This is a genomic window from Psychrobacillus sp. AK 1817 (assembly GCF_008807035.1).
GTDB classification, from domain to species: Bacteria; Bacillota; Bacilli; order Bacillales_A; family Planococcaceae; genus Psychrobacillus; species Psychrobacillus faecigallinarum.
Window position 1 is genome coordinate 3,931,177 of record NZ_CP031739.1, and the last position, 22,713, is coordinate 3,953,889.

The 22,713-nt window shown below is 37.1% G+C and carries 22 protein-coding genes; 17 read left to right on the top strand and 5 right to left on the bottom strand.

Annotated elements, in window-relative coordinates:
* Positions 1–44: 44 nt before the first annotated feature.
* The 4 genes from D0S48_RS19685 (at position 45) to mbcS (ending at position 4,434) form a co-directional block, all read left to right on the top strand.
* Positions 45–1,178 (top strand): cysteine desulfurase family protein, encoded by a 1,134-nt coding sequence (locus D0S48_RS19685; protein WP_151113537.1) that lies wholly within the window; start codon positions 45–47, stop codon positions 1,176–1,178.
* 5 nt (positions 1,179–1,183) lie between these two features.
* The gene (thiI, locus tag D0S48_RS19690) at positions 1,184–2,386 is read left to right on the top strand and encodes a tRNA uracil 4-sulfurtransferase ThiI (protein ID WP_151113539.1); all 1,203 of its coding nucleotides are present in this window, start codon (positions 1,184–1,186) and stop codon (positions 2,384–2,386) included.
* A gap of 81 nt (positions 2,387–2,467) precedes the next feature.
* Complete coding sequence (locus D0S48_RS19695; protein WP_144535358.1) at positions 2,468–2,668, top strand: alpha/beta-type small acid-soluble spore protein; 201 nt, start codon at positions 2,468–2,470, stop codon at positions 2,666–2,668.
* A gap of 185 nt (positions 2,669–2,853) precedes the next feature.
* Positions 2,854–4,434 carry an acyl-CoA synthetase MbcS gene (gene mbcS / locus D0S48_RS19700; protein ID WP_151113541.1) on the top strand — a complete coding sequence of 527 codons (1,581 nt, stop codon included), beginning with the start codon at positions 2,854–2,856 and terminating at the stop codon, positions 4,432–4,434.
* A 148-nt stretch (positions 4,435–4,582) separates the two neighbouring features.
* Here the strand turns inward: mbcS and D0S48_RS19705 are convergent, their stop codons facing one another.
* A complete protein-coding gene (locus D0S48_RS19705) occupies positions 4,583–5,170 on the bottom strand; it encodes a hypothetical protein (RefSeq protein ID WP_151113543.1) in 588 nt (195 codons plus the stop codon).
* A 158-nt stretch (positions 5,171–5,328) separates the two neighbouring features.
* Between D0S48_RS19705 and rarD the strand changes: the two genes are divergently transcribed.
* Positions 5,329–6,237 (top strand): EamA family transporter RarD, encoded by a 909-nt coding sequence (gene rarD, locus D0S48_RS19710; RefSeq protein ID WP_225321655.1) that lies wholly within the window; start codon positions 5,329–5,331, stop codon positions 6,235–6,237.
* Positions 6,238–6,244: 7 nt separating this feature from the next.
* Here the strand turns inward: rarD and D0S48_RS19715 are convergent, their stop codons facing one another.
* Complete coding sequence (locus D0S48_RS19715) at positions 6,245–7,045, bottom strand: NAD kinase (protein WP_144535367.1); 801 nt, start codon at positions 7,043–7,045, stop codon at positions 6,245–6,247.
* A gap of 155 nt (positions 7,046–7,200) precedes the next feature.
* On the opposite strand from D0S48_RS19715, the gene sppA reads away from it, so the two are divergent.
* The 5 genes from sppA (at position 7,201) to D0S48_RS19740 (ending at position 11,608) form a co-directional block, all read left to right on the top strand.
* Entirely contained in the window at positions 7,201–8,214 is a 1,014-nt protein-coding gene (gene sppA, locus D0S48_RS19720; protein WP_144535369.1) for a signal peptide peptidase SppA, read from the top strand.
* Positions 8,215–8,226: 12 nt separating this feature from the next.
* Positions 8,227–8,811, top strand: coding sequence for an RDD family protein (locus D0S48_RS19725; RefSeq protein ID WP_151113545.1), 585 nt, complete (start codon positions 8,227–8,229; stop codon positions 8,809–8,811).
* A 34-nt stretch (positions 8,812–8,845) separates the two neighbouring features.
* Positions 8,846–9,349 carry a thiol peroxidase gene (gene tpx, locus D0S48_RS19730; RefSeq protein WP_144535373.1) on the top strand — a complete coding sequence of 168 codons (504 nt, stop codon included), beginning with the start codon at positions 8,846–8,848 and terminating at the stop codon, positions 9,347–9,349.
* A gap of 73 nt (positions 9,350–9,422) precedes the next feature.
* Positions 9,423–10,352 (top strand): class I SAM-dependent methyltransferase, encoded by a 930-nt coding sequence (locus tag D0S48_RS19735; protein WP_151113547.1) that lies wholly within the window; start codon positions 9,423–9,425, stop codon positions 10,350–10,352.
* 65 nt (positions 10,353–10,417) lie between these two features.
* Positions 10,418–11,608, top strand: a complete 1,191-nt coding sequence (locus D0S48_RS19740) for an acetate kinase (protein ID WP_151113549.1) — start codon at positions 10,418–10,420, stop codon at positions 11,606–11,608.
* Between the two features lie 272 nt (positions 11,609–11,880).
* Here D0S48_RS19740 and D0S48_RS19745 read toward each other — a convergent pair whose 3' ends face one another.
* On the bottom strand, positions 11,881–12,333 hold the full coding sequence (locus D0S48_RS19745; RefSeq protein WP_144535378.1) for a universal stress protein: 453 nt from the start codon (positions 12,331–12,333) through the stop codon (positions 11,881–11,883).
* 199 nt (positions 12,334–12,532) lie between these two features.
* Between D0S48_RS19745 and ald the strand changes: the two genes are divergently transcribed.
* From ald to D0S48_RS19760, 3 genes are all read left to right on the top strand, one after another.
* On the top strand, positions 12,533–13,648 hold the full coding sequence (gene ald / locus D0S48_RS19750) for an alanine dehydrogenase (RefSeq protein WP_144535380.1): 1,116 nt from the start codon (positions 12,533–12,535) through the stop codon (positions 13,646–13,648).
* A 70-nt stretch (positions 13,649–13,718) separates the two neighbouring features.
* Positions 13,719–14,075, top strand: a complete 357-nt coding sequence (gene crcB / locus D0S48_RS19755) for a fluoride efflux transporter CrcB (RefSeq protein ID WP_144535382.1) — start codon at positions 13,719–13,721, stop codon at positions 14,073–14,075.
* Positions 14,072–14,425: a fluoride efflux transporter FluC gene (locus D0S48_RS19760; RefSeq protein ID WP_144535384.1), complete on the top strand. Its 354-nt coding sequence runs from the start codon at positions 14,072–14,074 to the stop codon at positions 14,423–14,425. Before crcB ends, D0S48_RS19760 begins: the two co-directional genes overlap by 4 nt.
* Positions 14,426–14,882: 457 nt before the next feature.
* Here D0S48_RS19760 and D0S48_RS19765 read toward each other — a convergent pair whose 3' ends face one another.
* Positions 14,883–15,974, bottom strand: a complete 1,092-nt coding sequence (locus D0S48_RS19765) for a M24 family metallopeptidase (protein WP_144535386.1) — start codon at positions 15,972–15,974, stop codon at positions 14,883–14,885.
* 114 nt (positions 15,975–16,088) lie between these two features.
* Here D0S48_RS19765 and D0S48_RS19770 point away from each other — a divergent pair, with 114 nt between their 5' ends.
* Positions 16,089–16,772, top strand: coding sequence for a metal-dependent hydrolase (locus D0S48_RS19770; protein ID WP_144535388.1), 684 nt, complete (start codon positions 16,089–16,091; stop codon positions 16,770–16,772).
* Positions 16,773–16,833: 61 nt separating this feature from the next.
* Complete coding sequence (locus tag D0S48_RS19775) at positions 16,834–18,141, top strand: DRTGG domain-containing protein (protein ID WP_144535390.1); 1,308 nt, start codon at positions 16,834–16,836, stop codon at positions 18,139–18,141.
* 60 nt (positions 18,142–18,201) lie between these two features.
* Here D0S48_RS19775 and D0S48_RS19780 read toward each other — a convergent pair whose 3' ends face one another.
* Positions 18,202–18,510: a YtpI family protein gene (locus tag D0S48_RS19780; RefSeq protein WP_144535392.1), complete on the bottom strand. Its 309-nt coding sequence runs from the start codon at positions 18,508–18,510 to the stop codon at positions 18,202–18,204.
* 92 nt (positions 18,511–18,602) lie between these two features.
* Here D0S48_RS19780 and D0S48_RS19785 point away from each other — a divergent pair, with 92 nt between their 5' ends.
* Entirely contained in the window at positions 18,603–19,535 is a 933-nt protein-coding gene (locus tag D0S48_RS19785; RefSeq protein ID WP_144535394.1) for a DHH family phosphoesterase, read from the top strand.
* Between the two features lie 10 nt (positions 19,536–19,545).
* Positions 19,546–22,599, top strand: coding sequence for a DNA polymerase III subunit alpha (gene dnaE / locus D0S48_RS19790; protein WP_144535396.1), 3,054 nt, complete (start codon positions 19,546–19,548; stop codon positions 22,597–22,599).
* Positions 22,600–22,713: the final 114 nt, after the last annotated feature.

The window sequence follows — 22,713 nt, forward strand, 5'->3', positions numbered from 1 at the left end:
TACTTGTGAAGGTGGTCTTTTTCCTAAAAAGGAGAGAGAATACTTTGATTTATTTGGACAATAGTGCAACAACCAAGGTTCTGCCTGAAATAATGGATACCTTTATTGCAGTGAATGAAAAATATTGGGCAAATCCATCCTCCATACATGAATTTGGTCATAACACAAATGAGCTGTTACAAACAGCGCGCGAGCAGGTTGCAGAAATATTGCATACGTCAAGCTCGAAGATATATTTTACATCAGGAGGTACTGAATCAAACAATTTAGCTATTTTTGGGCTGGCTAACAAGTACAAATTCCGAGGGAAGCATATACTTGTCTCACAAATAGAACATCCATCTGTTTTAGAGGCAGCTAAACAGCTAAATACATTGGGTTTTGAAGTAGAATTCATTCCCGTTGATTCTACAGGAATCATTGATTTAGTTGAACTACAAAAGCTACTAAGGAAAGAAACATCTCTAGTTAGTGTCATGCATGTGAATAATGAAATAGGTACTATTCAACCAATAGAAGCTATTAGTAAAATGGTTAGAAGCAATAGTAAGGCTGTTATTCACATCGATGCCGTTCAGAGCTTTGGCAAATTACCGATAGATTTCATGCGTTATGATATAGATGCGATTACTATTTCATCTCATAAAATTCATGGCCTAAAAGGTTCAGGTTTACTTGCACTTTCTAAAACACGTGAAGTGGAGCCAATGATCCTCGGTGGCGGACAGGAAGCTGGAATACGTAGTGGCACTACACCTGTTCCTTTAGCAGTATGCACTGCTAAAGCAATTAGAATTGCTAGTGCCAGCTTAGAAAAAAATACAACGGAAATGAAGAGGTTAACAGAGGAGCTTGTTCCTTTTCTTCGTGGTTTCGAAAATATTAAGATTATTTCTCCAGATACTCGTGCTCCCCATATCGTTACTTTTTCTGTGCGTAAAGTTAAGGGAGAGGTTATAATCAATGCGTTGCAAAAAAGAAATGTGATTGTGTCGACAAGCAGTGCTTGCTCGTCTAGACAAACGAAGACAAGCCATGTGTTGCAGGCAATGCATATTTCAGATGATTATATTAAGGGAGTTATTCGGTTAAGTATTAGTACCTTAACAACAGAACAGGAAATAGATGCGTTTAAAAAAATATTCACCGAAGTGATAAATGTTATTAAAGGAGATTAAATGTTATGAAGTGGGAAAAAATATTAGTTAGGTACGGAGAGTTATCAACAAAAGGAAAAAATAGAAAGCAGTTTATCAATCATTTACGTAATAATATAAAATTTTCATTTGTGGATTTGCCTAATATAAAGGTTCATGCAGAAAGAGACCGTATGTTCTTAACTTCTTCTGATGATGAGGAAATTCAAGAGCTTATTAAACGTCTGCCTAAAATTTTTGGTATTCAATCCTTTAGTCCGGTTGCTTCTTGTACACAAGACATAGAAGATATTCAAAAAACTGCATTAGAGATTATGGAAAGTTTAGATACAGAGGATAAAACCTTCAGAGTTACGGTCAAGCGGACCGATAAACGATTCTCTATGGATACGTATGAATTGCAAACAACTGTTGCAAGTAATGTACTAAGAAATTATCCTTCTCTAAAAGTTCAAATGAAAAAGCCAGAAATTGATTTGCGAATTGAAGTTCTAGCAGATGCTGTTTATATGATGGCACAAGTAATTCCAGGAGCAGGAGGAATGCCATTAGGATCTAATGGTCGTTCATTATTGATGCTTTCAGGTGGAATTGACAGCCCTGTAGCAGGATACATGCTAATGAAGCGTGGGGTAAGATTAGACGCTATCCATTTTCATAGTCCCCCTTTTACAAGTGAGCGCTCAAAAGAAAAGGTTATGGATCTTGCCAATCAGTTGAGTCATTTCGGGGCAACTGTACGCCTTCATGTCATACCTTTTACAGAAATACAGCAAAGTATTCAAGCTCAAATTCCTGATAATGTTTCAATGACAACGACGCGCAGAATTATGATGAAAATTGCAGATCAAGTTCGTCTTGAAATTGGTGCATTGGGTATTGTAACTGGAGAAAGCTTAGGACAAGTGGCTAGTCAAACGCTTGAAAGTCTAACTGCAATCAATGCAGTAACTTCTACACCTATTTTTAGACCTTTAATATCAATGGACAAATTAGACATTATTGATATTGCCCGGGAAATAGGGACTTATGACACATCTATTCTTCCGTACGAGGACTGTTGTACTATTTTTACTCCATCATGCCCTAAAACAAAGCCGAAGCTAGAAAAAGTGGAATTCTACGAAAGCTTTAAGGATTTTGATGAACTAATAAAAGAAGCGGTTGAAAATAGAGAAGTTATTTCGTTTCCAAAGAAAAAAGAAAATGTTTTTGAAGAACTCTTGTAAAAATAACAAAATATACCTCATTTCTTGTGTACATAAAAAGAATGAAATCGACCATTCTAATTTCACAAGGAGGTGATTACAATGTCTTCAAACAACAGCAACCAACTTTTAGTTCCTGGTGTAAAACAAGCTCTTGATCAAATGAAATATGAAATCGCTCAAGAATTTGGTGTGAATCTTGGAGCAGATGCAACTGCGCGTGCCAACGGATCCGTAGGCGGAGAAATTACTAAGCGTTTAGTGCAAAAAGCTCAACAACAAATGAACGGTTTTAACAGCTAATAATATAAAAAGGAAGTCGGCAGTGAAAACTGTTGGCTTCCTTTTTATATTTTAAGTAAGCCAAGATAAAGCCCCCTCAACGAATAAACTCATGCCATTATATTTTTTGAAAAATAAAATTATTATTTGAAAATTGAGAAGAATCCCCTATACTTTATAGTAGAACAAGAAGGGGGAAATGATTCATGAACAAAGAAGATTTAATCGCACCATCACACTATAATTTAGTCAGCGAGTTTGAGAAGTATGGTTCAGATGAAAATAGGTTAGCTCTTATTTGGGAATCAGATAAAGGTGAAAAGAAACAAATCACCTATAAAAATTTAATCCTTCGAGCAAACAAAATTGCAAATGTATTTACTAACAAGGGCCTTAAAAAAGGCGATGTAGTGCTTATTATGGTACCTCGACTAATTGAAGCATATGAAGTTTATATTGCCGCTTTAAAAGCAGGTTTAGTCGTAATACCAAGCTCCGAAATGTTAAGAGCAAAAGATATTGAATATCGTTTATCACATAGTGAAGCAAAAGCGATTATATCTTACGAACCCTTCCTGTCTCAATATGAAGAGGTAAGGGATTTAGAGAGTAGGCTATTATTTGTTATAGGCCAAGGTCAAGAGCAATGGATTTCTTTAACAGATGAGATGGAGAAGGAAGAAGATAGTTTTCCTACAATAGATACATTAAAAGAAGATATAGCTTTCTTATCTTATACGAGTGGAACTACAGGTAATCCTAAAGGTGTTGTTCATACACATGGCTGGGCTTTTGCACATTTGCGTACTTCAGCTCCTAATTGGCTAGGTATTGAGGATGGGGACATTGTATGGGCAACTGCTAGTCCAGGATGGCAAAAATGGATTTGGAGTCCTTTCTTAGCTACTCTTGGTAGTGGTGCAACAGGATATGTATATAACGGTAAATTCGAACCGAAAGTATATTTGAAGAACATTCAGCAACATAAAGTCAACGTTCTTTGCTGTACACCTACAGAATATAGAATTATGGCAAAGGTAGAAGGGCTTGCAGATTATAATCTTTCTAGCCTTCACAGTGCAGTATCTGCAGGAGAGCCATTGAATAGAGAGGTTATTGAAACCTTTGGGAAATTATTTAACCTCGAAGTAAGAGACGGATATGGGCAAACTGAAAATACTTTGCTAGTTGGTACTATGAAGGGGATGGATGCTAAGCCTGGTTCTATGGGCAAACCTACTCCAGGGAATACTGTAGAGGTTATAAACGACCAGGGTGAACCTTGTGCTGCAGAAGAAGTAGGCGACATTGCTGTTCATATAGAAACTCCAGCTCTTTTTAAGGAATATTTAAAGGATCCAGAAAGAACCTCAATGCAATTTAGAGGAGAATACTATATAACAGGAGACAGAGCTAGAAAGGATGAAGACGGCTATTTCTGGTTTGAGGGAAGAGGAGATGACATCATCATTAGCTCTGGGTATACTATCGGACCTTTTGAAGTAGAGGATGCATTAACTAAACACACATTAGTACAAGAATGCGCAGTTGTTGGAAGCCCAGATGAAGTACGCGGTACGATTGTTAAGGCATATGTCGTGTTAAGAGATTCTTCCGTGGTGCCAACTGAGGAGCTAGTGAAGGAGCTTCAAGACCACGTAAAATCTCTTACTGCACCATACAAGTATCCTAGAGAAATAGAATTTATATCTGAATTACCTAAGACGACTTCAGGGAAGATCAGAAGAATCGAGCTTAGACAAAAGGAATTATTAAAGACTAAGTAAAAATTATAAACTTAGTTACTGCTAGGACTGTAAACAGCATGGATATTCTATGCTTGTTTACAGTTCCCCTAGTATGGATCAAGGCTATATAGGTCTATATAATTGCTATCAGCTAAAGGCTAAATAACTCCACATAACTAATCACATGTTAATCCTCCCAATAAAAAATTGCATCCATTATCAAATAGTCACTAGGTTTACGATAAATCGTTGGAATTTTGGCCTGAAAAGGCAAAGGTTTATTTATATGTTCTGCTTCCAAAAGTGTATAATCGTACTTACTTAATACGGCTTTCAATTTCCTTACCATTGGACTAAATTTTTCACTAGTTTTTAATTGATTAGGATGCTCTAACATGCTATAACTGCCCCCAACGACTTCGTTTGTTATGATATGGATTGTCTTATCTCTTTCATCTTCTCCTAATATTGCCACAGGGGCTAAGCGACATATATTGATAACAACTCCTTCTATCCTTTCTGTTTTATGCTCTTTATTTTCTTTTATAACTATAATATCTTCCTTTCGAAAACAAAATAATTCCACAAATGAGGCAAATCCGCTACCAAAATGATCCCACTCTGCCACACAAGTTAAGTTGGGAATACGATTTATTTGATAAAATAGTCGTCGAATATGGGCTTCGATTTCAAGATGATCATTTGTATTATATGGAAAGCTATTGCCTATTACTTTACCTGCAATTAAATATTTTAATTGTTTTTCAGTAAACATAAACATTCTCCTAGGTAATTTCACATTATATGATTGCCTTCAAGGTAACCCTTGTTTATTTCGCTTATCAACTACTCTGCGTATTTACTTTAGTTAGATAAAGAACTATAATAATGCTATTATTTCGTGTGCCAAAGTATGTAAAGAAGGTGTTTGTTTTGAGTGCAGAAGAAAAGCAAGGAATTGTTGTAGTTGTGCTGGCATATGCTTGGTGGGGATTTATGCCAATCTATTGGAAGCTGTTGGACCATGTTGCTAGTGGTGAAATATTATCTGGACGAGTTATATGGTCATTCGTCTTCACATTGATAGTAGTCCTACTAGGTCGAAGGTTTTCTGTTTTAATAGAAGACCTAAAAAATTTATGGAAGGACAAAAAGTCTTTTTGGAGTCTTGTTTTAGCCTCATATTTAGTCACAGGAAATTGGTTTTTGTACATATTTGCAGTAAACGAGGGCTATATAGTGCAAGCGAGTCTCGGATATTACATCAATCCATTACTATCCGTATTGCTTGGCATTGTCTTTTTGAAGGAAAAGCTTTCTTGGGCACAAAAGTTATCCGTCCTAATAGCAGCGACAGGTGTGCTTTTACTTACTATTTCCTATGGTGAAATACCATGGATCGCCATGTTATTAGCAAGTACATTTGCATTTTACGGGCTGATTAAGAAAAGAATCACCATTGATCCGTTAAGAGGGCTGACTATTGAGACATTATTTGTGCTTCCAGTTGCATTAGCTTACTTTAGTTACATGGTTGTAGCAGATCAAGCGGTATTTTTCTCGAGCGATTTTACGACAACCATACTTCTAGTATTTACGGGTGTAGCTACTGCAGTTCCACTTGTCCTATTTGCAAAAGGTACAAAAACAATGCCTCTTTATATGTCAGGATTTATTCAGTACATTGCGCCAACTCTGATGTTAGTTATAGGTATTTTTGTATATGGTGAAAAATTTAGTAAAATAGAGTTCATCTCTTTTTCTTTCATTTGGGTTGCGCTTTTATTATTTACTTTTTCAAAAATTCTAGAATTAAGAAGAAAGAAAATGCTAATAGTATAAGTGTGATTTATAGAAAAGAACGTTTTACCTTATCCCAATAGCTATTGTCTTTTAGCTTAACGGTTTTCACTACTCTATCGCTCAAGGAAAGGGTAACAGTGTCCACATGCTGAATGCTTAGTGCCTCATTGTCTGTGCTCATGGATGGATAGTCGTTCCAATCCTGCTGCAAGCGAAGCTCTAGAGTTCTTTCACTGCTTAATACAAAAGGGGAACCTAGTGTTCGATATTCATTGCTATTCATAGATGCAATTTCAGCAACCTGAATGCATTGAAGGAGCGGATCCACTACAGCGCCGTTTAATGATTTGTTGTATGCGGAGCTACCGGTAGGGGTAGAAATGACCATCCCGTCTCCTCGAAAGGTTTCAAAATGCTTTTGATCAATAAAAATATCTAAAACAAAAGATTTGATGACATTGGAACGAATAGTAAATTCATTTAGACAAAAGAACTTTGGGTTCTTATTTACAGAGACCTCTAAAATAGGATATTTGCGAACTTCAATTTTATCTTTTTGTACAGCATCTGCCATCTTCTCTATGTCATCTGCGAAAAAATCGCAATACATGTTTAAAGAATCAGTTATAGAGATTCCTGCGTAAAGAGTGTCCTGACGAAACCCGGTTTTTCTAACTGCCTGTAAAAAAGTAGCGTCAGAACCGATGCTAACAATAATAGAAGCTTCTTCAAAATTATCAACAGCTTTAAATCCATGCTGATGAATAACTTTTTGCAACAATTCTTTTCGTCGTAGTGAGTCTGTGTCATTTTTAGTGTATAAGTAGATATTATTTCTGGAAGTCATATGCATGCTCCTTTTTTATGCTAATACTTTAATGTACGAAATCTATTATTTAAAATTGTACTTTTAGTCTATGTACTTTTATTTTATCATTTAGTGAAACATTTAGACATTTATAACGTATGTAAAAGGGATAGAAAAAGGAGGAAAATAGAAATATGAATACGAAACGTTGGTTGGCTATAGTCGGAGCTTCTATTTTGTTAGCCATATCTTTGGTTGTCAATACAGCTTCATCAATCTTTTCAACAAATTGGTCAACATTAATGGAAGAGGTTACTTCCACCGCAAATACAGAATTCTTTGAAACAGTTCTAGAACCAGGCAGCATAGATGAACGAGTTGCCATTTTAACAGTAGATGGAACTATTCAAGACACTGGTGGTACTACAAGCTTGTTTGGTACAGAAGGTTATAATCATCAATTTTTCCTAGAGCAATTAGATCAGGTGAGATATGATGACTCAGTAAAAGCAGTTGTTCTTCAAGTTAACTCACCTGGTGGAGGAGTTGTGGAATCTGCTCAAATCTACAAGGAAATTAGAGAAATCCAAGAGGAAACAGGAAAACCTTTTTACGTTTCAATGGGAAGTATGGCAGCCTCAGGAGGATATTACATATCTGCACCAGCCGAAAAAATATTTGTTAATAAAGAAACAATGACAGGATCCATTGGGGTTATTATGCAGAGTATTAACTATGGTGGCCTAGCTGAAAAATACGGAGTAGAATTTGTTACGATTAAATCTGGTCCTTATAAAGATATTATGAGTCCTACAAGAGACATGACAGAGGAAGAGCGTAATATGCTTCAAGAAATGCTGAATGATTCCTATGAAGATTTTGTAGATATTATAGAACAAGGTCGTAACATGACCGAGGCAGAAGTGAAAAAAGTAGCAGATGGAAGAATCTTAAATGGAAGACAGGCAGTCGAAGCTGGTCTAGCAGATGAGCTTGGTTTCTTAGAAGATGCAGTTGCCGCAGTTCAGGCAGACTATGATTTAGAGGGTGCAGAAGTATTCGAGTACGGATATTCACCTAGCTTCTCTTCGTTATTTGCGATGAAAGCACAATCATTTTTAGGAGTAGATATTGAATCTAAACTAATCGCTAAACTAATTGCGGACAATTCAGCACCAAAAATGATGTACTTATATGGAAATGAATAAGGAGGGTTCTAGATGAGTGAGTTTGTACAAAACGATGGGGAGAATGTGCAAGAAAGCCCATCGTCAACCCAACAACGAATAGTTGTACAGCAAACGGAAAGTTATGTACAAAAGGCGGCCGGTTTTTGGATTCGTTTTTGGGCTTACACCGTGGATCTGCTCGTATTATCATCCATTGGTATGTTGCTGGTCAAACCGATTTTCCGATTATTTTCAATCGACATTAACAATCCGAGCTGGTATGCACCAATTTCGATAGTAACGGCTATCATTTTTTATCTTTACTTCGTTCTTATGACTAAGTTCTTTGCTCAGACAATTGGTAAAATGATTTTTGGTATTCGAGTGATTCCCAAAAATAAAGGAAAGTTAACATGGGGGAATGTTATTTTTAGAGAGTGGATAGGTCGATTAATCTCAATTATTCCATTTAACCTTCCGTATATAGTAGCTGCGTTTACACCAAAAAAACAAGCGATTCATGATTATATTGCGGACACACTAGTTGTTCACGAGAATACGTACGATAAAAAGGAAAAAGTATCGTATAAGCAAGTTCCCGTTGCAAATGAGTTGCAAGAGACGAACGAATTCTAGTAAGATGAAAGTATTGAAAAGGAGGCTACATATTATGACACAAGTAACTTTTAAAAATAATCCTGTAACTTTAGGTGGTAAAGAGGTCGAGGTTGGAGAAAAAGCTCCGAATTTTACAGTATTAGCTAATGACTTATCCCCAGTAACTCTTGAGGATTCAGCTGGCAAAACTCGATTAATTAGTGTAGTACCTTCCCTTGATACTGGAGTTTGTTCTGCACAAACTAACAAATTTAATGAGAGTGCAGCAAGTCTAGGTGATGATGTTGTTATTTTAACAATCTCTGTAGATTTACCTTTTGCACAATCTCGTTGGTGTGGAGCAAATGCAGCTGATGCAATTCAAACATTATCTGATCACCGAGATCTTTCCTTTGGTAAAGCATTCGGAGTAGTAATGGAAGAATTACGCTTACTTGCACGGTCTGTATTCGTAGTAGACAAAAATGGTGTAGTGACTTACAAGGAGATTGTAAGTGAAGGAACGAACCATCCGGACTACGAAAAAGCTCTTGAGGCTGTAAAAGCAGCACAATAACTATTAGTCTAAAAATTATAAAAAATAAGTAAACCCACTCTTTCTCGAGTGGGTTTTCATTTGAGGGATCATCATGCAAACAAACGTAGAAAAAATCTTTTCATTTATCGATCAAGAAGCCACTTTTATAGAAGAGCAAGAATCCGCTCCTTATCTTGAAGGAATCGTCTATGCGCTTGAGCTATGGCTCGAAGAAAAGAAAAAACCTGATCTTGTAAATCCTAAAAAAGAAGAGATTCGCAAAGCAATACAACTAGGAATTTTAAAAGGGATGAATAGATCAACACAAGTAAATCACCAAATGACACCTGACGCCATTGGATTACTTTTAAGCTATTTCGTAAAAGAAATGAATAAGGATAAAAAGGAGCTATCCTTTTTAGACCCTGCGCTAGGTACTGGAAACCTACTGTATACATTAATGAATGTTCTACCAAATTCCTCCCATGCTTTCGGAGTAGAAATTGACGAGTTGCTTATCCAGCTTGCGGCACAGGTAGGAGAGTTATTAGAGCAGGACATCCAGCTATTTAGACAGGATGCAATACGTCCATTAATGATCGATCCGGTTGATATAGTAGTAAGCGATTTACCTGTGGGTTATTATCCAGATGTGGAAACTTCCAAAGACTATTTCTTGCACACTGAGGATGAGATGCCTTATGCACATCATCTGTTCATGGAACAAGCAATGAAGCATGTAAAACCAGGTGGATACCTTTACTTCCTAGTTCCGGCAAGTATTTTTGAATCAAAACAAGCCGCACAGCTGCATAAATTTATTAAAGAAAATGGTTGGATTCAGGCAGTTATTCAACTACCAGGCTCTATTTTTAAGAACAAAGCCCAAGAAAAGAGCCTGCTCATTTTACAAAAGAAGGGTGAAAATTTACAGGCTCCACGTGAGGTATTGCTTGCTAAGGTTCCAAGTATGACGAATCGAGAAGCAATGGAACTTTTCTTTCAAAAAATTGACATATGGCAAGAACAAAATAATAGGTAAAATTTGCCCGCCCCTTTTATGCAAGGTACAATTATTGTATCAGTATAAAGAAGGGGCGTTTTCTTATGCCAAATATTTTAGCAGTGAATGCAGGTAGTTCTTCTTTAAAATTTCAATTATACAAAATGCCAGAAGAAAAAGTGATAGCAAAAGGATTAATCGAAAGAATTGGATTAGTTAACCCTGTATTTACGATGAACTTTGACGATGAGCGAATACACCTGATAGAGCAAGTAGAAAACCATGAACAGGCGGTTAAATTGCTTATTAAAATGCTGATTGATCATAAGGTGATAGATTCGTTAGAGAATATCCAAGGGATTGGTCACCGTGTAGTTCATGGTGGAGAAACGTACAGTGATTCTGTTTTAATAGACGAAGAAGTTATTCAGAATATCGAAAGACTAGCAGAATTTGCACCTTTACATAATCCTGCTAATGTTACTGGTATAAGAGAATTCCAAAAGGTATTACCGGACATTCCTGCTGTTGCAGTTTTTGACACTGCATTCCATCAAACTATGCCAGAAAGCTCTTATTTATATTCTATTCCCTATGATTACTATGAAAAATACAGTATTCGAAAATACGGCTTCCATGGAACCTCTCATAAATATGTAGCGCATCGAGCAGCGGAACTGTTAAATAGACCGTTAGAGATTACTCGTCTGATTTCATGTCACCTTGGTAATGGGGCAAGTATTGCAGCCATTCATAAGGGCAAATCCATCGATACCTCAATGGGCTTTACCCCACTAGCTGGAGTTACAATGGGGACAAGGTCTGGAAACATAGACCCGGCATTAATACCTTACTTAATGGAGAAGACCGGAAAGAGTGCAGAGGGTATTTTAGGCATTTTAAACAAGAAATCCGGTATGCTCGGCGTATCTGGCTTCTCAAGTGATTTAAGAGACATTGTTACAGAGGCGACCAAAGGTAATGATCGTGCCCAATTAGCACTAGATGTCTTTGCCAACAGAATACACAAATACATCGGATCATACGCTGCTAGAATGAATGGTGTAGACGCAATCATCTTTACAGCGGGCATTGGCGAAAATAGCGAGGTCATCCGTGAAAAAGTACTCTCAGGGCTTCAATTCATGGGAATCTACATGGACCCAGATCTAAACAAGCTACACGGCAAAGAAGGTTTTATCAACTATCCACATTCTCCTGTAAAAGTTATCGTAATTCCGACAAATGAAGAGATCATGATCGCTAAAGATGTTATGAGGATTTCTGGGATGTAAGAGTACGAGAGAACCTAAGCTAATAATGATTATTTTCTTACATGCAATCATTGCTGATATAATGGAGAATAAAGCATAATAATTGAAGAAAAAACTATTGTTGATTTCCACTGTAGGTGATGGCTTATCGCTCACCCCACGGAAAGCGAAAATCAACTTCTACTTTCTTATTTATTCCTGCTTTATTCATCCTCCACATTTTTATAACTTTTCAAAATAAAAAAAGAGAACCAAGGCATAAGCCAGAGGTCTCTTTTAATTATATTAATAGATTAAGCTTGCACTTCATCAGTACGAACAACAAGAACATCACAAGTAGAAGAACGAACAATATATTCAGACACACTACCAATTAAGAATCGCTCCATTGCATTTAGACCAGTTGCTCCACAAATGATTAAATCTGCTTGTACTTTGTTTGCAAGATCTTTGGAAATCATTGTCTTTGGTGAACCGTATTCAACGATAATATTTACATTTTCAACACCTGCAGCAAGTGCCTCTTTTTTATAACCATCTAGTAAATCCTCTGCAAAATTTTGTGCTCTTTCAGCGATAGAACGGTCATAAGCTTCAATTGCAGCAAAAGATCTAGTATCAATTATATTAACAAGATTTAATGTTGCGTTATTTCTTTCAGCAATAGAAACAGATTTTTTAAATGCAAATTCAGCTTCCTTCGATCCGTCTACAGCTACTAAGATTTGATTGTATTTTAATGTCATTATAAATCCCTCCTGGGTTTGTTATACTATTATATTTCTATACTTATCCTCTTATTCCTGCTATTTTTTAATAGTTATTTAGTCTAATTTGTGAACAAAGACGGATTAAAAAAAGAAATTGATGAGCAATTTGGAATTATTAATGCTAAAATATACTTGTTTCACTAATCTATTTAATCTTGTTAAAGGGGATATAGGTATGCGTATAGGAGTTCCAAAGGAAATTAAAAACCACGAAAATCGTGTCGCAATGACACCAGCGGGAGTTGTTAGCTTAACTCTACATAACCATCAAGTGTTCATCGAAACAGGAGCAGGATTAGGTTCTAGCTTTACCGATGAAGATTATGTAGCTGCAGGAGCAACCATTGTTCAAACTGCTCAGGAAGCATGGAACCAAGAAATGGTGATGAAAGTAAAAGAACCAACTCATGACGAATTTGATTTAATTCAAGAAGAGTCAATCTTGTTCACTTATTTACATCTGGCTCCTGAAGAAGCTTTAACAAAAGTTTTGTTAGAAAAGAAAGTGACAGCAATTGCTTACGAAACAGTTCAATTACCAAACAATTCCTTACCACTTCTTTCTCCTATGAGTGAGGTTGCAGGACGTATGGCAACTCAAATTGGTGCGCAATTCTTAGAGCAAATTCATGGAGGTAAAGGGATTTTACTTGGTGGAGTTCCAGGGGTTCCACGTGCCAATGTTGCAATTATCGGTGGAGGTATTGCAGGAACAAATGCTGCACGAGTAGCAATCGGCATGGGAGCGAAAGTTACAATTATTGATTTAAATGTAGATCGTCTTCGTCAATTAGAAGATATTTTTGGAAGCAATGTTCAAACACTAATCTCTAACCCATATAATATTGGAGAGGCTGTGAAAGAAGCAGACTTAGTAGTAGGCGCCGTATTAATACCAGGTGCTAAAGCTCCGAAACTAGTAACAGAGGATATGATTAAATCTATGACTCCTGGATCGGTTGTAATTGATATTGCCATCGACCAAGGTGGAATTTTTGAAACTTCTGATAGAATAACAACTCATGACAACCCAACCTATGAGAAGCATGGCGTTGTGCATTATGCAGTTGCAAATATGCCTGGAGCTGTTCCAAGAACATCTACTATGGCATTAACGAATGCAACTGTACCTTATGCGGTGCAAATCGCAAACAAAGGGTACAAGCAAGCGTGCTTAGATAATCTAGCGCTTCAAAAAGGGATTAATACATTAGATGGTCACGTTACTTTTGCAGCAGTTGCAGAAGCACAAGGTCTGCCTTATACAGACGTTACATCACTATTAAAATAAGAATGACAAATCACCCAGCTCCTTTGAGTCTGGGTGATTTCTAACTTTTTAGGACAGAGAGGTGGAGGAAATGAACTATTTATATATTGGTGTTGCTGGGGGATTAGGGGCAATTTGCCGGTATATAATCGGTATTTATTTAGCTCCTCAATCTACTTTTCCTTTTTCCACTTTACTTGTGAATTGGATAGGTTGTTTTGTCCTGTCCTTTATTCTGTCTCGTACAGAGAGATTCTCCTTGAAATTACGTTTAGCTCTAGGGACGGGATTCCTTGGTTCTTTTACAACTTTTTCTGCTTTTAGTATGGAAACTATTCAGTTGATAGAACAAGCTCATATCCTTCTTGCTATGCTCTATTTGGCAAGTAGTATCATAGGCAGCATTCTTTTGACTAATCTCGCGTGGAAAAAAGAGGTGGACGAATGACTCTTATTTCTTTAATAGCAGTAGGGGGAGCGGGTTTCCTTGGAGCAATTATAAGATACTATACATCGGAAAAATTAAATAAGCACACTAAGATTCCACTGGGTACACTTTTCGTGAATATAATAGGTTCTTTTATGCTTGGCTTACTATGTGGACTGCATGTGGAAGGAATTTATTATTTGATGATTGGCATCGGGCTATTAGGAGCACTAACAACATTTTCTACTTTAAATGTGGAGTTAATTAAATTACAGAAATATAGAAGGTTATACTATTTCTATTTTACGGCCACCTATGTCGGTGGCTTATTTGTGGCATTCATAGGATACATGCTAGGTAAAGTATTTTAACTTTGATAGAAACAATTTAATTATTATTGATTGAAGCGATAAGCGGCGACTCCTGCGGTAGGAGGGAGACAGATAAGCCATCACGTACGACGCGTCAGCGACGGTGATGGCTTATCGCTCCCCCCACGGAAAGCGTCCGCTTAGGAGCGTAAATCAAAAATCTCTCGTTCATGCTATTTCAGTAAACTGTTTTTATTCGTTTCATATACTTTCTGACCGCTTCTCTCTATATGTGATTGAAGCGATAAGCGGCGACTCCTGCGGGAGGAGGGAGACAAATAAGCCATCATGTACGGCGCGTTAGCGACGGTGATGGCTTATCGCTCCCCCCGCGGAAAGCGTCCGCTTAGGAGCGTAAATCAAAAATCTCTCTCTATACTTTTAAAGTAAATGGTTTCTATTCGATGGTTATATGAAAAAAGAGTCTAATCCAATAGAGGATTAAACTCTTTTTTGTTTAAAGAATTTGTAATTCTTTAGGGAATTTAGTTAAGACTTCTACTCCATCCGAAGTTACGACTACATCATCTTCAATTCGAACGCCTGTAATATCTGGGTGGTAGATTCCTGGTTCAATTGTAAATACCATGCCTTCTTCTAATACCATTTCATTTACACCTGTAATTGAAGGGAATTCATGAACAGATATTCCTAAGCCATGACCTAAACGATGTGTAAAGTAATCCCCGTAACCAGCGTCTGTGATTACATCGCGAGCAGTTTTGTCTAACTCCATAGCAGTTACACCAGGCTTCACTGCATGGACAGCTGCTAGTTCTGCTTTCAGCACTGTTTCATAGATTTCTCTTTTGTCAGGAGATGGCTCACCGAATGCTACAGTTCGTGTAATATCAGAACAGTAGCCGTTATATACAACGCCAAGGTCAAATAGGATAAAGTCACCTTTTTGGATTTTACGATCACCTGGAGTTCCATGTGGAGAAGCGGTTTTCGGACCACTTAATACCATCGTATCAAATGACATTTGAGCTGCGCCTTTTTCTTTTACAGCTAGCTCTATCGCATTTAGAATTTCTAATTCTGTTTTGCCTTCAGCAATTTCTTTACAACCCACTTCAATAGCGTAGTCGGCTAACTCAGCTGCTTTACGCATATTAATTAATTCTTCTTCAGATTTAATTACACGAAGCTCGTTAATCTTCTCGTCTAAACGATTAATCTGTAGGGATGAAAATCTTTTTGTTATTGCTTCTAATCTTTCTACAGTCATATGAGACTTTTCGATAGCAAGATTTTGAATAGACTGTCCATTGTCTTTTACTGCCGATGCTAAAATGTCCCAAGCATTTTCTGTATCCTGATGACCAATAATTTTACCTGCCCACCCAGCCGCTTTGGCATCTGGCATCTCCATTTTTGGGCAAATAATGAATGGGTCAGCATTTTTAAAAATCATTACGCCGAGTAAACGTTCGTGCGGATTGCTTCTAAATCCAGTAAAATAGAAGACGTTATCAGGAGTAGTTACAAACGCCGCATCTATGTTATTAGTTTGTAGGTAAGATTGTATTTTTTCAATAGTTTTCAAATGTAGCACCTCTTTTTAGTTTATAAGATAAGGATAGCAGAATAAAGGAATTCTCGCATCTACGTTGAATGAACAATAAGTGAACCTAATACTATTTGAAGGAGAGATATCAAAATGAAAATTAGTTATCACGGACACTCAGTAGTAAAAATAAAAACAAAATCTCACACTATATTAATCGATCCCTTTATCACAGGTAATGAGATTACGGACTTGAAGGCATCAGAACAACAGGTGGATGCTATTCTTTTAACACACGGTCATGATGATCACGTGGGGGATACTGTTGAAATTGCTAAAAAGTGCAATGCGATTGTCATCGCTCCTTTTGAGCTAGCAAATTACATACAATCTAAAGGAGTAGAAGTACATCCGATGGGTATTGGCGGAGAGTGTGAATTTGAGTTTGGTAAAGTGAAATTTACACAAGCTTTTCATAGCTCTTCTACGACCACGGAGAATGGAAATATAATTTACTTAGGTATGCCTACTGGAATTATTTTCAGTGCTGAGGGAACTACTCTCTATCATGCGGGAGATACGGGTTTATTTGGTGATATGAAGCTTATAGGAGAGCGACACGATATTGATATTGCCTTTCTACCAATAGGTAGCAATTTTACAATGGGGCCAGAGGACGCTGCCTATGCGACGGAGCTAATCCAACCAAAAATAGTAGTTCCAATTCACTATAATACGTTTCCGCCTATTAAACAGGATCCAGAGTACTTTAAAGGCTTAGTTAAAAAAGCAGATGTACAAGTACTTTCAGCTGGAGAATTTGTTACACTCTCATAGGATTAGAAAATTATTAATATGTGTTACAATAAGCGTATAACTAACGTTTGGATGTGACTACATGACAACAAAACATGAGCAGATTTTAGCTTACATTGAAAACCTTCCCGTTGGTGATAAAATATCGGTTAGGCAAATTGCTAAGGATTTATCGGTAAGCGAGGGAACAGCTTATAGAGCGATAAAGGAAGCAGAAAATAGAAGAATAGTTAGTACCATTGAACGAGTTGGTACGATTCGTATAGAGCTTAAGAAAAAGGAGCATTTTGAACGTCTGACTTTTGCTGAGGTTGTGAATATAGTCGATGGACAGGTGCTTGGTGGAAAAGCAGGATTATATAAAACGTTGAACAAATTTGTAATTGGCGCAATGCAGCTAGAGGATATGATGCGTTATGTAGAGCCTAGCAATTTATTGATTGTTGGTAATCGTTTGAAGGTGCATGAAACTGCTTTAAAAGCAGGAGCTGCAGTACTAATCACAGGGGGCTTTGATGTTCTAGACCACACAAAAAAGTTGGCTGATGAACTAGAGCTACCGGTGATTTCTACTAGCTATGATACCTTTACAGTAGCAACTATGATAAATCGTGCTATTGACGACCAGTTGATAAAAAAAGATGTTCTGCTTATAGAGGATATATATGTTCCTTTAGAAGATACCTATTATTTATATGCAACCGACCAGGTGAAGCAATACCGAGACTTAAATAATATAACAACTCATGGCGGATTCCCGGTAGTAGATAGAGCTAATAAGCTTGTCGGAATTGTTACGGCTAGAGATGTCATAGGGAAAAATAGCAATGAGATAATTGAAAAGGTAATGACGAAGAATCCTATTTCGATAACTATGAAAACAAGTGTAGCCTCTGCTAGTCATCGGATGATATGGGAGGGCATTGATCTGCTGCCGGTAGTTAAGGATAGCAATTACTTAGTAGGTGTCATTAGTAGACAGGATGTTTTAAAGGCATTACAAGCAGCTTCTAGACAACCTCAAAACGGTGAAACGATTGACGATATAGTAAAACAACAGATTAAAGTAGTTTCATCAGAAGAATTTATATTTGAATTTGTTGTTACTCCACAAATGACCGATCATTATGGAGCGATGTCTTATGGAGCCTTTACTATTCTTTTAACGGAGACAGGAGCTCAAACGTTGAAAATTCGAAAACGTGGAGAATCCGTAGTAGAAAATATGACAATCTATTTTACAAAACCAATACAATTAGAAAGTATACTTCGTATACAAGCAAGGCTATTAGAAATGAGCAGGAAAGTAGCAAAAATGGATATCGAAGTTTTCAATGACAAGCAGTTAGTAGGGAAGGCAATGGTCACTTATCAATTACTAGAGAGATAGCATTTGCTAACTAGTTTTTGTTAGTAAAAGGACAAAAAAATGATGCGGCTCAATGCCGCATCATTGATTTAAATTAAGTTCTTCTTGGACAAACTGACCATAGTGTTTGGCTGCTTTATAATTATGGTACATAAAATAACCGCCGATTAATATAAATAGTATCGAAACCACATAAGTGATGGCTGATTGATAAATCACTAAAAAGTTGATACCAAAAAATAAAATAAAAGCTCCAAGACAAACGGAAGCTTTCGCAGTATACCATTTTTTGCGAATCGGAAGTGTTGCGCGAAGCTGTTTTGTTTTAAAATAAAAATACCATACAAAAGAGACTATTATACCTAACACTAATATACCGTTTATAAACATAATGTACCTCCAATAAAAGTAATGCTACTTTTATTGTATAGGTAAATTTAAAAAAAGGCGAATAGTAGTTACGTCTCTACGGAGGAAAAATAATGAAAAGACAAATCATCGACACAATCGAAAGCTATGACAAAATTATTATACATCGTCATGTTAGACCCGATCCGGATGCATATGGCTCTCAAATTGGTTTAAAGGAACTTATCGCATTAAATTATCCAGACAAAAAAGTTTGGGCAACGGGTACTCATGAAAGTACTTTAGATTTTCTAGCAAAACCAGATTCTGTTTCAGACGAGGATTTTAAGGATGCACTAGTTATTGTGACCGATACGGCAAATACAGAGAGAATCGATGATAGTCGTTATAAACTAGGTAGTTTTTTAATCAAGATAGACCATCACCCTAACGAGGATGCTTATGGAGACCTATTGTGGGTAAACACAGAGGCTAGTTCTGTAAGTGAAATGATTTGTGAGCTTTATGAAGAAGCGAAGGAATATAAGGGTTGGGAGTTAGATGCTTCTATTGCTCGATTGTTATACGCAGGTATTGTAGGCGATACTGGTCGATTTATGTTCCAGAGCACTACCGAGCAAACAATGTTTTATGCTGGTAAGCTTCTGTCTTATGGGTTTGACCGAACTACTTTGTTCAATGAAATGTATGAGGTAGAGAGTAACATGCTTCAGCTAAAAGGTTATATCTATGCCAATTTCGAAATGGAAAATGGTGTAGGGCATATGAAACTTACAAAAGAGTTGCTGAATAAATATCAAGTAGCAGAATCTGAGGCTTCCTTATTGGTAAGTGCCTTGTCAGACGTGAAAGGTATGAAATGCTGGGTATTTTTCATCGAGGACGAGAAGGAAATTCGGGTACGATTACGTTCCAAGGGACCGATTATCAATGAAGTAGCGAAGAAGTATGGTGGTGGAGGACATCCTTTAGCCGCGGGTGCAACAGCTTATTCATGGGAAGAAGCAGATCGGGTAATAGAAGATTTAAAAAAAGCTGTAAATTGAGGTGGTTTGAATGCAAACAGTATATCCCCAAATTGTAACATCAGCGGATATGCTGAAAAGTACAATTCAATTGGAGCAGCTCGTTGAAAAGCTGAAAAAGAATAATACAAAGGTAGCAGCCATTACAAACAGTAAGTTGTATGGTGTGTTGCCTTTTTGGCATACGCTCATAAAAAATCAAATCCAACCCGTGATCGGACTAACTTTAAAAGTCCAGTTAGACTACAGTCCGGTATCAATAGTTCTATATGCGGAAAATAACAAAGGGTATGAGAATATCTTGAAAATTTCAAGTGGTATGGAAACAAGAGAGCTAGATTTACTTCCAAAAAAGTGGCTTCATGCCTATAAAGAAGGAATCATAGCAGTTTATAAAGCAGATTTGTTATTTTCCAAGGATTCTCTTGAGGAACTGAAATCTATATTTACTCCAACCTATTTGTTTGTTGGCGTAGAACGACCAAGCGGCATTGAAACAGAGGAAGAGAAAGCGATTAGAAAAACCTGTGGAGAGGAAAATATTAAGCTTACTGCTTATCATGAATGTCGCTATGTTGAGAAGGATGATGCCTTTGCATTTGAAGTTTTAAATGCTATGGATCAGTCCGTAAAAATGTCTGATTTTCAAAGAAAAAAACCTCAGCCTGATTCACATTTGCTTTCCCATGAGGAGTGGCAGGAATGGTTTACAGACGTGCCTGAATGGCTATCGAACACAAAATTAATGCTAGAACGATGTATGGTTGTTTTTGATAAAAAGAAGCATATAATGCCGAAGTATCCATTGCCGGCCGAGATTACAGCTAAGGATTACTTAACTCTCCAATGTGAGGAGGGACTGAAGGCTCGTATTCCTCATTACACCCATGACTATACAGTAAGACTACACTATGAGTTAGACGTCATTAGTCAAATGCAATATGAGGATTATTTTTTAATCGTTCAAGATTTTATGAAATTTGCAAGGCAGTCAAATATTCTAACCGGACCGGGAAGGGGCTCCTCCGCCAGCTCTCTTGTAGCTTACACATTGTATATTACGGATGTAGATCCTCTTCCATATGGACTTCTGTTTGAACGCTTTTTAAACCCAGAACGTATTACTATGCCTGATATTGACATTGACTTTGCTGACTCGAAAAGAATGGACGTTGTACGCTATGTAGCAGAAAAGTATGGTCAAAACTATGTTTCTCAAATTATTACATTTGGTACGTTATCCGCCAAAGCAGCTGCTCGTGAAGTAGCGAGAGTGTTTGGCTTTGAATCCAGTACATTAGAGGCAATCTCCTCGTTTATCCCTTCAAAGCTAGGAATCACCTTAAAAGAGGCTTATGATCAATCATCAAAATTACGTGAGTTCATCCAAACAGAAGATATACGAAAAAAATGGTTTGATGTTGCATTGAAATTAGAAGGATTACCTAGAAACGCTTCCACCCATGCAGCTGGAGTTGTGTTGTCACCAGTTCCTCTTGTGGACATTGTTCCTATACAAAAAGGGCATGAGGATATCTACCTTACTCAATGGCCAATGAAGGAAGTAGAGGAAAAGGGTCTGTTAAAAATGGACTTTTTAGGTTTAAGAAATTTGACCATTATGGAGCGAATACTAAATTCCATTCATTATAAAAAACAGAGCTTTTCTTTGAAGGAAATACCGTTCAATGATGAGCAAACGTTTCGCTTATTGCAAAAAGGAGATACAACAGGAGTGTTCCAATTGGAATCGAGTGGTATGAGGAGTGCACTAAAGCAAATTAAACCAACTAGATTTGAGGATATTGTGGCAGTGAATGCCTTATACCGTCCAGGCCCAATGGAAAGTATTCCTCTGTATGCTAAGCGTAAGCTTGGGCATGTGCCAGTCACTTATGAGCACCCTGTTTTAGAGCCAATACTGAAAGAAACATATGGTATTATTGTTTATCAAGAGCAAATTATGCAGATTGCCTCTCAAATGGCAGGTTTTACATTCGGTGAAGCTGATTTGCTTCGTAGGGCAGTTAGTAAAAAAAATCGTGAAGTATTGGAAAAGGAGCGCAGCCACTTTGTTCATAAGGCAAAACAGCTTGGACATCAAGAGCAGGCTGCCACCTCTGTTTATGATTTAATCGTCCGTTTTGCAGATTATGGCTTTCCTAAAAGTCACGCAGTTGCTTATAGTGTAATCTCTTATCAAATGGCCTATTTAAAGGCCCACTACCCTTTAGAATTTTATGGTGCTTTATTAAGTACTGCTATAGGCAATCAGGATAAGATCAATCAGTTAGTTCTAGAAATGAAGCAAAAGCAAATTTCGGTATTACCACCATCAATTTTTAAAAGTCAATCAACCTTTACGGTGGAGCAAAATGGTATTCGTTTTGGCTTACAGGCAGTAAAGGGAATATCTTATCCTTTCACCCAAAAGCTACTACAGCAAAGACAAAGAAGATCTGCTAAGTGGGAAGATATTTTTGACTTAGCTACTGATTTATCAGCCGTTTTTTTTACACGTAAAAATATAGAGCCACTTGTGAAGGCTGGAGCATTGGATGATTTCGGAGTAGAGCGTTCCACATTATTGGCTACTATTGATGCCGCAGTAAAATATGCAGAGCTTGTCAGTCCTACTGAGGAAACAGATTTATTTGAAGGAGACTCATCACCTTTTGGCAAATCTAAATATATTAAAACGGATCCATTACCAGTAATGCTAAAGCTTCAGTTTGAGAAGGAAGTACTTGGCCAATATTTCTCAGAGCATCCTACGGTCTCCAAGAAAAAAACAAACGACAAGGTGCAGCATATATGGGATATAATGCAATCCTCTAAGGACTCATTTGTACATGCTATTGGAATGATACAAGAAATTAGAAGAATTCGGACTAAAAAAGGAGAGGCAATGGCCTTTGTCACAATTCAGGATGACACTGGAAACATTTCAGTAACTCTTTTTCCGGAGGAATACGCTAAGTTTAATGCAATATTAAAAGAACAAGCCATCATTTTAGTGGAGGGCAAGAAAGAGAGCAGAAATAATAGAATTCAGGTTATCGCTAAAAATATTACACTCTACTAAACGAACCAACAGTCTGTATGCATTATTACAAACTATCGACAAAGATAATGAGAGTACAATCTCTCGATTATCTTTGTCTTTTCTATTTAAGGGAATCATTAGCTAGCATTTATG